This is a genomic window from Methylophaga sp. UBA4204, from assembly GCF_002379485.1.
Classification (GTDB): domain Bacteria; phylum Pseudomonadota; class Gammaproteobacteria; order Nitrosococcales; family Methylophagaceae; genus Methylophaga.
Map to the genome: position 1 here is coordinate 19187 of NZ_DFTU01000020.1, position 11077 is coordinate 30263.

Below are 11077 nucleotides of genomic sequence, written 5' to 3' on the forward strand. Positions count from 1 at the left end.
GCCGGTGGTCAGCACGTGAACACCACCGACTCAGCGGTACGTATTACCCACGTACCGACCAACACCGTGGTGCAATGTCAGATGGAACGCTCACAGCATAAAAACCGTGACCAGGCGATGAGCCAGTTACGCGCCAAACTGTATGAGCTGGAATTACAAAAGCAAAACGAAGTCAAACAAGCCGCCGAAGAATCCAAATCGGATATCGGCTGGGGCAGTCAAATCCGCTCCTATGTACTCGATCAATCACGCATCAAAGATTTACGTACCGGTGTCGAAACCGGAAACACGCAGGCGGTTCTGGATGGCGATCTGGATCAATTCATTGAAGCCTCACTCAAATCAGGTTTATAAGCGAATCCAACATGACCCAAGAAACAGAATTTGACGAAAACCGACTGATTGCCCAACGTCGTGAAAAACTGGCGACCATTCGCGAACAAGGCAATGCCTTCCCCAATGATTTCCGTCGCAATGTAATGAACGGCGAGTTGCAAACCGAATATGCCGAATGGGATGGCGATCAACTCAAAGCCACACCACGCCGCGTTGCCATTGCCGGTCGGATGATGACCAAACGGGTGATGGGTAAAGCCAGCTTTGCTACTGTGCGTGATATGTCCGGTGATATCCAGCTGTATGTCGCGCGTGATGAATTACCCGAAGGCGTCTACCCACAATTCAAAACCTGGGATAACGGCGATATCATCGCTGCCGAAGGTACCTTGTTTCGTACCCAAAAGGGTGAATTGTCGATACATGTCGAAACCATCAAATTACTGACCAAATCACTGCGTCCATTACCAGAAAAATTCCACGGTCTGTCCGATATGGAAACACGCTATCGCCAGCGTTATGTCGATCTGATCATGAACGAAGCCAGCCGTGAAACCTTCCGTATTCGGACTAAAGTCATTGATGGTGTGCGTCGTTACCTAATGGACAAAGACTACCTCGAAGTCGAAACGCCAATGATGCAAGCCATTCCCGGTGGTGCCACAGCCAGACCGTTCACCACTTATCACAATGCGTTAGATATGGATCTGTTTCTGCGTATCGCACCAGAACTGTATTTGAAACGACTGATTGTCGGTGGCTTTGAACGGGTGTTTGAAATCAACCGTAATTTCCGTAACGAAGGTCTGTCCACCCGTCATAATCCTGAATTCACCATGGTCGAGTTTTATCAGGCCTATGCTGATTTTAATGATCTGATGGATCTCACCGAAGACATGCTGCGTACTGTGACCCAGAATGTACTCGGCAGCAGCAAAGTACATTACCAAGGTCTGGATATTGATTTTGCCAAACCATTTGATCGCATGACCGTTAAAGATTCTATCCTGCACTTCAACCCCGATCTGAAAGCCGAACAACTCGACAGCATCGAAGCGGCCAGAGAAGTTGCTCAAGGCTTGGGCATTCCATTAAAAGACAGCTACGGCCTTGGCAAAGTCCAAATCGAAATCTTCGAGAAAACCGTCGAACATCAACTGATGCAACCAACCTTTATCACTGCCTACCCAACTGAAGTTTCCCCGTTGGCAAGACGCAGTGATAACGACTCGTTTGTCACAGACCGCTTTGAATTCTTCGTCGGTGGCCGTGAAATCGCCAATGGCTTCTCGGAATTAAACGATGCCGAAGACCAGGCCGAACGCTTCAAAGCCCAGGTGGCTGAAAAAGATGCCGGTGATATCGAAGCCATGCACTACGACGCTGACTATATCCGTGCTCTGGAATACGGTATGCCGCCAACAGCGGGTGAGGGGATTGGTATTGATCGCTTAGTGATGTTGTTGACTGACTCACCGTCAATTAGAGACGTGTTGCTGTTTCCGCATATGCGGCCTGAGTAATTAAACACTGCCATTCTCGCGAATGCGGGACAAAAGTGCGGAGCGCGTTGAACAGCCGATAGGGTGGCCCTAAGTGTGTGCGAAGCGAATAATCCAGAAAACGGGCTTAACAGCCCGTTTTTTTATGTGACATAGCAAGGGAAGTGGAGACACTTTTATATTGTCACTTATTTGAAAGAGAGCTATGGTGAATCAAAAACACATGGAAGTTATGCTGCAATGATAATAATCCTAAAATCAATCAACTTTGACCATTACGATTATTTTGTTTATGAGTAATTGTCTTAAATCGTTAATGCCCGAGTTTATGGGAGTTATTTGTGGGTTCTTGGCAATATCCTTGGTCGGATATCTTGGCTATCTGATGTCTATAGAGCCACTTATGGAAGTCGGTGATTATATTCAGCTACTTGTCTTAATAATAATTGCTAGCACCTTAGTATTTTCGCTTCATGTGCATCGTCAAAAGGAAAAGTTAGACGAATCTCAAATATATCTTGAGAGCTCAATCAATTTGATAAACAAAGCATATGATGTATTAAATTCCCAAGGTAACGGTCTAACTTCTGATCGAATCTCTTGGGTCACTGCGGCTCGTTTGCTGACAAGATCCGGCTTCATTGCATCAAAAATATCATTGCCTTCGCATAAAATAATTTTCGAATCAGAGCATGATTTTCAGCGCCACAAATTTGGGAATCTATTGAAACTAGACGGAAAGCCTCTGCCAGTTGAATTCTTTTTTGGAACTGATCATTTGGCTGGTGATATAGGACGGAGCGCTTTGTCGACTATCTCGGTTAGTGGGACACAATGGATTCCTGTTCGAATATTAGCCACTGTATACAGGTTTAAATCGTTTCCAGGTGGGTATGAAGATCCTTTGGAGACTTCAAGTGAGTTCAACAATAATGAGCTAGAAAGACTTTGGTTATTCGATGATAAAGGTGCTTACGATTACATATTGTTTAGGAAAATGTTTATCCCTGCGGGTAAAGACATTTTCTATAGCGATGGAGAAGACAAACCAAGGAAAGTCTCGCAAGAAGAAATCAACACACTAGTCCCAAATCTCTCTGGATTAGACTTTGAATGAATCTAAATCAATGAGAATCAAGGGGGCAGTGGCTGACCCCTTGATTATTGGTGGATCGCTATAAACAAGATCACGGCTTTGTATGCAGCCCCTAACAAGTCGCTCAAATCGCTCACTTCGTTCGCTGGGACGGGCTAACCTGCCCCTTAGCTTAATCATTAGCAAAACAAAGGACTAAACATGTACTCATTGGACGACCTTGAAAAAGCCAAGGCAGAACTCCAAAAATGGGATGATAGCTTTGCCAATGACAGCAGCAACAATCCAAACAAGCATGAATCGCAACGGAAATCAGCACGCGCTAAAGTCAGGCTTATCACTGAATCACTAAAAAGTAGTGGACTTATAAAGCTATCGCCCAAAGAGCAGACAGAAAAAGAACTAGATGCTGCATTTCCAAACGCTAAAAGCAACGAAATTGTTGATCTCAATGGTGTTAAGTATCAGCGAAAATTCTTCCCCCTAGAAAAAAGTCGATCCCGTAAATCAGTAACCGTATGGGGTAAAACCTGGAAGAATTTAGTTGATTGCTAACAATGCGCTCAAATCGCTCGCTTCGCTCACTGGGACAGGCTAAAGCCTGCCCCTTAGCTTAATCGTTATAAGACAAGGTAGGTTTCGTGCACGAATTCATCAAATTGATAAAATCACGTTCAGATGAACACGAGATCGCGTTCTCACGTATACACGACCTGCCCAGCTCAATGATGTCGATTCTTAAATATCAAGGGGTCAGCCAACTTGATTTGGTTTAATTCCGTAAACTGATGTTATAAAGTAACCAAAATCTTATCGCTACAAGGATGTAACGACATGGCAAGACTCCCTCGATTGGTTCTACCCAGTCAGCCTCTACACATCATGCATCGAGGCAATAATCGTCAAAATATATTTGAAAATGAAGAGGACATGACCCGGATCCTCAGTGATATTGCAGAATCGCTTCATAAAGCAGATTGTCATCTCCATGCGTACGTCATCATGACAAATCACCTGCACTTACTCCTTACTCCCAAAGATAAACATGAACTTGCTGTATTTATGCAGTCTATGACGAATCGTTATGTGAGATATTTTAATGCCGGCCGAAAACGCACTGGCACCATTTGGGAAGGGCGTTTCAAATCCTTTCTGATAGACAGCGATGGTTATCTTTTTAGGCTATACAACTATATTGAAATGAATCCAGTAAAAGCCGAAATGGTAAAAGAAATCCATGAATACCCTTGGTCCAGTTATCATCACAATGCACTTTGCGAAAAAGATCAGCTTATAACAGAGCACCCACTTTATCTTGAATTGGCAGCTACCAAAGAAGAAAGAGCTACCCGATATAAATTAATGATGGACAAAATGGCGTTAGGGAAAGAGAATCAAAAAATTACTGATGCTACTCTTAGGGGAGAGGCACTGGGCAATGAAAACTTTCAATATTGGGTCTGCAAACAAACTGGAAGACCAGCGACGTTAACATCTCACGGAGGGGATAGGAAAAGTGCGAAATATCAAAATCAAGTTGGCTGACCCCTTGATTTCTTTGATTTCTATTGAAGATTGTTCGCTCTTATTCACTGGGACGTCACTATCGCGGCGCTTTTTATAAGCAATCGGTTATTTTCAGCGGATGACTCATTAAACCATGTCAATTACAAAAGTACAGAAATGGAAATTTCATATGAATAAGTCCCAAAAGATCGATCTATATTTACAGCGACTAAGCCATATAACTCAGTTTTTCCTTTTTCTATTCACGGTTCTTGGTTTTTACTTTGTTGTTTTACCAATTTACCAAAAGGATGTATTACAGGAATCAATCGCAAAAAAAGAATTAGAACTTGAAAAAGTAAATGAATCTCTTCTTCAAAGTTATTCGACAATACGAAATTATACTGTAAGACGTTTTATTACCTCAGCAGGGGCAAAATGTTCTGGGTTATTAATACCCATTCCCATTCTATCGAGTTATCGGGAATCTAAAGGTGAGCTGATTAATCTCACGGAAAAAATTCTCAATATTGAATCAACGAAATGTTTAACAGAATCATTTGATGCGGTAGATGATATGCAACTATTAAATACAATTGATTATTTGTATTTTCAAGATAAAGTCGCAGTCATATCGCGAAAACTTGATAAAGAGCGATTAATTCTACTAAATGAATATAATGAACTAGAGAAATTATCCATCGACAAGATGGAACGGAGTTTATCTAAGTATGATAGAGAGACGCTTCTTGATCTTGAGGGTATGGGAGCTTCGAAAGATGAACTTAATCATTATGAAAACCAAATGATTCGTAGGAATGCGAGTGATGGTTTATCAGATAAATTTTCAGAATTAGTAAGAAATGAAATCGACGGTCTTAAAGATTTATCTTGGCCTTAAGTAATTCATTTAACAAGTAAGTGTAATCAGTCGGAAAAATTAATTGCTCAAGCTCTCTATTTTCCGCTTTTGCGTGCATTATCAATCCAAGAAGCTTTAGGGAGTTAGTTTTGGAACCAATTAAAATTTACGTCGAGCTCCTTAGTCAGGTAGCCAAGGATGTCCATCCCCTTAAAAAATATTTTGAGAATGAAAATACAGGTTCAGAAGAGTGCCATAAGGAGGCTGCATTGATAAGAATAATGGCAGAAGATGGTCTGATAAATCTCGAAGACGATAAGGTAAATACGAACAATAAAATAACGATAACCCCAAAAGGCGCTCTTGCACTTTTTGAGTGGAAAGATGGGCTGCAGAAGAAAAGCTTTTTACATAGACTTCAGGAGGCCTCTTTCAATCTTTTCTGGTTGGTGGTTGGTGCGGTTCTCACGTTTCTAGTACGACTGAATTCGTAACCAGGGAATCAAGGGTTCAGCCACTGGCTGATCCTGAATCAATGGGGTCAGACTCTGACCCCATTGATTTCATTTTTCCGTATAGTTTAGGACTGACATGGAACTAAAAGCTATAGACGAAGCGTATCGACCTTATATTGATCGGATTATAAAGGAGTCATGCGGTATCAAGTATGAGGCTATGTTTCTTGAACCGAATCCTGCTGTATTAAATCCTCATAATGCTCTTGAACTATTTCAGAACATGCATTCGGTATATGTTCTCGGGATACTTGAGCGATCACACTTATCATGCATCACTTCATTGGTAAGAACGTCTCGGTGGCTTTCATCAACTCTCAGTTCAGTTGATGATGGCAATGCGCTCTCATTTTCTAGCTCTTTGCGCGGATTGCTGGAATCATCTTCTGATTCCTTTCATCTAATGCAGAATCTTTTCCCGACTTTAAAATCTACATATAAGTATGTGTACATTGCCCTCAATTATCCCAACGATATTGAGCAGAACTTCCTAACCTTTGAGAGTCTAGAGAATCTTCTGATTCATTATGCTTATGCCAAGCATTGGAAGAGAGACGAAGAACCGCTTCCGCACCATCGGAATAAGTCCAATTCAGAGTATATTCAATGCTTAGAAAATTTTGGTGTCTCTGGACTATCTGATCTTTATGCTGAGTTATGCCAGTTAACGCATCCGGCTTCTCCTTCAGTTTTTTGTTTTGTAGAAGAGAGAGAAAAGGACCTTACCTTTAACCCAAACCAGGACTCACTATTAATTAATGATATTTTGCACCGATATCAAAGTACGATTGCTGGTCTTATACAGTATCCATTAAATTCGGCGCTAATGGCGCTTGCACTACTGCACCGTCTAATACCCGACTGGCCGTCAATGTCTGACGAAGGTATGAGTACTATCGGTAATACTGCTGAGACCCTCAAGGATTTCGATGATTTTTGTAATAAATATCATCCAGGTAAAGGACTTTCACATTCGGAATTCAGATCGGCGAGTGGTCATTGATCTCTGGAATATCAAGGGTTCAGCCAACTTGATTTAGTTTGATTCCCTAAACGTTTTTACAGCAATGCAAGAAAGTTTACTTTGCAGACGATAATACCTATACATTTCTAACCAATAGCTCAAGCACGGAGTTTGTAAGGCGCTAGGCTTACTTTAAGCCGTGGAGGACACACATGAAAAAAGTTTTATTGTTAGCGTTTATTTCGATCCTGTTCAGCACCAACGTCTACTCTGAAGACTTGTGTGAAACACACGAAAGAGTTTCCTTTGCTTGTGACTTTAAATCCAAAAGTGTTTCGGTGTGTCGTAATGATAAAGAAACCTTAATTTATCGGTTTGGTTCACAGCAAAAAATCGAGCTTGAGTTAACGTCAGACATTCACTTTAGTCGTGTTGCATATAGTGGTGGTGGAGAAGGTAATTTAACTTTCTTTAATGGCAATTACCGGTATGTGGTTTATTCCAGTATCAGTAATGGGGCTTGGCTTGATGATGGATCCAGAGAGAAAGTTGAGCGTGCTGGTATATATGTGGTTAAAGGCGATAAGTTACTTAAAGATATTGAATGTCAAAGCTACCCAGGCAAGTCCTTTATTCATGACTTACCAGCATTTGAAGAGAAAGAGTTTCGATACTATAAGTGATTCTCAACCACAAAGCATTTAAGGGTGATTACAAACTCTTGAGGAAATCAAATGGTCAGCCAATTTGATTTTAAAGTTATGTAGCTTTTAGCAACCGATAAAATTTTAGGGGGCACACTCAATTTATTCTTCGATTTCGGTCGCTTATAAGCAAACGCCAGAGATAACGCATCAGGTTTCTGTGTCGGCGTTTTCTGAATTAACGTTTTCACTACCCCGTGCAGAAAGAAAAGTACCAAATGCCTGCAATCTGGGGATATGCTCACAAAAGGTGCGAACAGCAACCAATAACGGCACCGCTACCAACATGCCCACAATCGACCACAGCCAGGCCCACAGTGCGACCGAGAGAAAAATCACGACGGGGTTCATTTCTAACCGCCGACCTACGAAATATGGCGTGGCAAACTGTCCTTCAATAATAGTTAAGGTCAAGTAAGCTAGGGCCGGCAGCAGCGCGGCACCGGTATGGTCAAAGGTCAGCAAACCCACGAGGGCCGCTATCGCAACGCCGACAATAGCGCCGAGATACGGCACAAAATTAAAGGCGAACGCTAACACACCAAATAAGATGGGGTTTGGCATGCCCAGCAGCCACATCGATACACCAATCGCTATACCAAGCACAGCGTTAATAAGGGTAATAGCGAACAAATAATTCGACAACTTGCGTTCGATGTCATAGCTAATTCTGATCGCGTTTCGTTTATCTTTGAACGTTGGCATGATGTGAACAAGCTTTTCGTAAAACATATCACCGGAGGCCAGCAGAAAGAACAGCAACACTAGGGTAAACAACATTTGCGCCAGAATTTCAGGCACCGAGGTGGCAAGTTTTACAAGCACACCAGGCTCGCGTGCTGAGACCTTCTGAACTTGCTCCCCATCGTTTTCTACGGAGGCGAGCTGATCGATCTGTTTTCCGGCGTCTATTACCGCTTTCGCCGATTCGTTGGCACCGCGGAGTTTTTGCTCTAATTTAGAGCCGATTGTGGGCGCTTCTTTAATCCAACTCTGCACGGGATCAGCCAGCGAGCTTACCCCTAAGCCTATAAGCGTGATCAGTCCTCCCACAATAATCAGCGCAGAGACGACAGGTGGTAGCTTGCGGCGCTCAAGGAAACGCCGTACAGGACTGAACACCAGTGCCAACAACACGCCAAGCGCCACAGGCACGAGAAAAGAACGAGCGTAGGCAATACTGGCCAGTAAGAGCAGTAAAAATATACCGATTACTGCCCAGTGCGAATTCGCCTTAGAAAGGGCGCTGGTAGGCGTATCGTTTGGCACTAACACGGGGCTGGCATCTGGCTTAGTGTGGTTATTTTGTATATCTTCTGACATATAAGCTTTGCCTCTAGTAAATTACTCTTTTATTGTTTTGATTCACTATATAGACAAAATCTTATAATCGATATTTTAATGCCAGCTGAAACCGCTCAGAAAGTATTTAGGATGTGAGTTTATTTACGATCGTGTCATGTTAATCTTGAATTCCATACTATTCTCATCAGGTCTTACTGTGAATCGAATAAACCCAGCTAAGTTACACCACAGTAAATGGACAGCAGTGAATCCGATAAAGCGAGAAAAGCATTTCCTGGTATCGGACATCGAGTTTGACGAAGATGGCTCGGTTACTTCATGTAAATTGGAAGCGATTATCTCTAAGCAGCTCTATTCAATCGACTGGACGGAATTAAAAAACCAAGAAAAATGGATTCAGGGTTGGAAATAGCTATTAGCAGTGGAGGGACCAAAAGGGGCAGAGTATTTGGTTTTGAGATACTTTACCCCTTGATCCCTTGAAAGCCGAGAATAAAACTGGCTTAAAAAATCAACGCAAAAAGGCCGATCACGACAAGCAATCCGATAATAAAAATAATCCCTGCTACACTGCCTAAAAATTTAAACATGAATCTCTCCTCGTTATTTTCAATGGATGTGGGCCGATTTTTTCTGGCTCACTAACAACTCATACTTGCATGCTTCTCAAATAGTGAGCGATAACATCAGTTAACTTGTACCTTCCACAACGAGTAAGGTTCTACTACTTTTTTACGGGCTGTTTGGCTAGATGTAATCAAAAGAAATTAGTAGGGCCAGTTTCTTATTAATAGTAATTTTTTAATTAGTAAAAATTACTTTTTCATGCTGTGAAAACGCCTGGACGACCAAGACTGAATATCTGCATACATGATTGTTTCTAGATATAAACATACAGATTATGTTTGTGGCAGAAGATAGTTATTTTTTTAGCTTGGGCTTCTTTATGAAGCGCCATCAAAATATAGTTGTAGTCTACATTCATAGTGGGGAGTAAATGTGATGAACGATATTGGTTCTAACTCTGATTACGCAGAAGAATCCTTTACACCTGAACAAATTAGCGAGTTGTCCGGTGACACGTTACTGGAGTTTGGCGCACCCTGGTGTGGTCACTGTCAGGCGGCAAGTTCGGCGATAAACGAAGTCGTATCTGAACATTCAGAACTGCGTCATCTAAAAATATATGATGGAAAGGGCAAACGATTGGGCCGTGCGTTCAAGGTAAAGCTTTGGCCGACGTTGATACTGCTGCACGATGGTCATGAAGTGGATCGTCTGGTGAGGCCATTACGTTCGGATGAAGTTCGCGAATTAATGTCGAAACTCAACTAAAAGTGGCTAATAGGTTAAGGCATCTGACGCACTCAACGTTGTCGCTTCTAAGAACATCCCCTTTCGCTGCTCTTAAACGCAAAACCTTCGAAATCCCTTTTTGGAATAATCTTAAAGACCTGGAACAGCCGAATTGAAATGGCTGGATATCGCGAAAAACTGACTTCAAATTTGATGAGCGACGGCAGCCTGGCAACGCCATTAGCCTTGATGACCGATCCTTGCAATTCATAACACTTGTCAAAAAAGATCGGCATAATATTGCAGGCCATTATTAGGCTCGGGTCCCTGACCCGGAATCACGTCGCTTTAACCTTTGGAACATCGCATGAAACATATTGGATGGCTGCTTTTCGTCTTGTACAGTTCGAACGCGCTGTCTGCGGGCGAAGTTGAAATCCCTTTGCTGGCTGAAACTGCGCATCTCCAGACAGCGATCAGTCGCGTCCTTGAATTCGATGAGAATGGCCAGAGCACCATTAGCAACGACCCATGCAATCGGGTTGAATTGTCCGATATGGTTGTGGTGACCGAAGATGCCCAATTGTCTGTCGGCATGGCCTTGACTGCCACGACAGGTGCTTATGTGCTCGGTGCTTGTCGGGGCCCAAAACCGTGGCAGGGTCGTCTTGCGTTGAAACTGACCCCACAGGTAATGGCTTCGGGACTGGGCATAGAGTTTCTGCCTGATTCGATCGAGTTATCTCGCCCGGATAGCACCCCCGGCCTTTTGAGTAAACCGGTTCAGCTCATTGCCGATAAACTGGTACTGCCGCGCATGAAGCGGGTGCAAATTGACCTGGCCGGGCCGCTGAACAGCCTTGATGGATTGATCGTGCAAATGATGGGGGCGGGGAGTGAGCAAGGTGGTGAGCAGTCCCTGCTTCAGCGAACTCATATTACCCGCCTCCAAACGGAAGAAACAGGCGTCAGAGCCTGGCTGGCGTTTCAG

General features: G+C 43.0%; 12 protein-coding genes and 1 pseudogene (1 of these 13 only partly in view). 12 read left to right on the top strand and 1 reads right to left on the bottom strand.

Annotated elements, in window-relative coordinates; genetic code table 11:
- The 9 genes from prfB to B3182_RS02640 form a co-directional block, all read left to right on the top strand.
- Window positions 1–354, top strand: a protein-coding gene (gene prfB, locus B3182_RS02600; RefSeq protein ID WP_292751421.1) for a peptide chain release factor 2; it begins 823 nt to the left of the window's first position. Within the gene, window positions 1–354 belong to an annotated coding region that runs on past the window's edge; the region does not span the whole gene.
- An 11-nt stretch (window positions 355–365) separates the two neighbouring features.
- Complete coding sequence (gene lysS / locus B3182_RS02605; RefSeq protein WP_292353490.1) at window positions 366–1859, top strand: lysine--tRNA ligase; 1494 nt, start codon at window positions 366–368, stop codon at window positions 1857–1859.
- A gap of 364 nt (window positions 1860–2223) precedes the next feature.
- On the top strand, window positions 2224–2955 hold the full coding sequence (locus B3182_RS02610; protein WP_292411471.1) for a hypothetical protein: 732 nt from the start codon (window positions 2224–2226) through the stop codon (window positions 2953–2955).
- Window positions 2956–3135: 180 nt separating this feature from the next.
- On the top strand, window positions 3136–3489 hold the full coding sequence (locus B3182_RS02615) for a hypothetical protein (protein ID WP_292353492.1): 354 nt from the start codon (window positions 3136–3138) through the stop codon (window positions 3487–3489).
- Window positions 3490–3768: 279 nt separating this feature from the next.
- Window positions 3769–4479: an REP-associated tyrosine transposase gene (locus tag B3182_RS02620; protein WP_292411470.1), complete on the top strand. Its 711-nt coding sequence runs from the start codon at window positions 3769–3771 to the stop codon at window positions 4477–4479.
- Between the two features lie 151 nt (window positions 4480–4630).
- Window positions 4631–5341 carry a hypothetical protein gene (locus B3182_RS02625; protein WP_292353494.1) on the top strand — a complete coding sequence of 237 codons (711 nt, stop codon included), beginning with the start codon at window positions 4631–4633 and terminating at the stop codon, window positions 5339–5341.
- Window positions 5342–5451: 110 nt separating this feature from the next.
- Window positions 5452–5796, top strand: coding sequence for a hypothetical protein (locus B3182_RS02630; RefSeq protein ID WP_292353495.1), 345 nt, complete (start codon window positions 5452–5454; stop codon window positions 5794–5796).
- A gap of 97 nt (window positions 5797–5893) precedes the next feature.
- Entirely contained in the window at window positions 5894–6820 is a 927-nt protein-coding gene (locus tag B3182_RS02635; RefSeq protein ID WP_292353496.1) for a hypothetical protein, read from the top strand.
- Between the two features lie 173 nt (window positions 6821–6993).
- Entirely contained in the window at window positions 6994–7464 is a 471-nt protein-coding gene (locus tag B3182_RS02640; RefSeq protein WP_292353497.1) for a hypothetical protein, read from the top strand.
- A 171-nt stretch (window positions 7465–7635) separates the two neighbouring features.
- Here B3182_RS02640 and B3182_RS02645 read toward each other — a convergent pair whose 3' ends face one another.
- Complete coding sequence (locus B3182_RS02645; protein ID WP_292353498.1) at window positions 7636–8808, bottom strand: AI-2E family transporter; 1173 nt, start codon at window positions 8806–8808, stop codon at window positions 7636–7638.
- A gap of 136 nt (window positions 8809–8944) precedes the next feature.
- Here B3182_RS02645 and B3182_RS16315 point away from each other — a divergent pair, with 136 nt between their 5' ends.
- The 3 genes and pseudogenes from B3182_RS16315 to B3182_RS02655 all read left to right on the top strand — a co-directional run.
- Window positions 8945–9202, top strand: a complete 258-nt coding sequence (locus tag B3182_RS16315; protein ID WP_366652718.1) for a TIGR02450 family Trp-rich protein — start codon at window positions 8945–8947, stop codon at window positions 9200–9202.
- 590 nt (window positions 9203–9792) lie between these two features.
- Window positions 9793–10125: a thioredoxin family protein gene (locus B3182_RS02650; RefSeq protein WP_292353499.1), complete on the top strand. Its 333-nt coding sequence runs from the start codon at window positions 9793–9795 to the stop codon at window positions 10123–10125.
- 328 nt (window positions 10126–10453) lie between these two features.
- Window positions 10454–11077 (top strand): annotated as a pseudogene (locus B3182_RS02655) (lytic transglycosylase domain-containing protein); the annotation flags it as partial.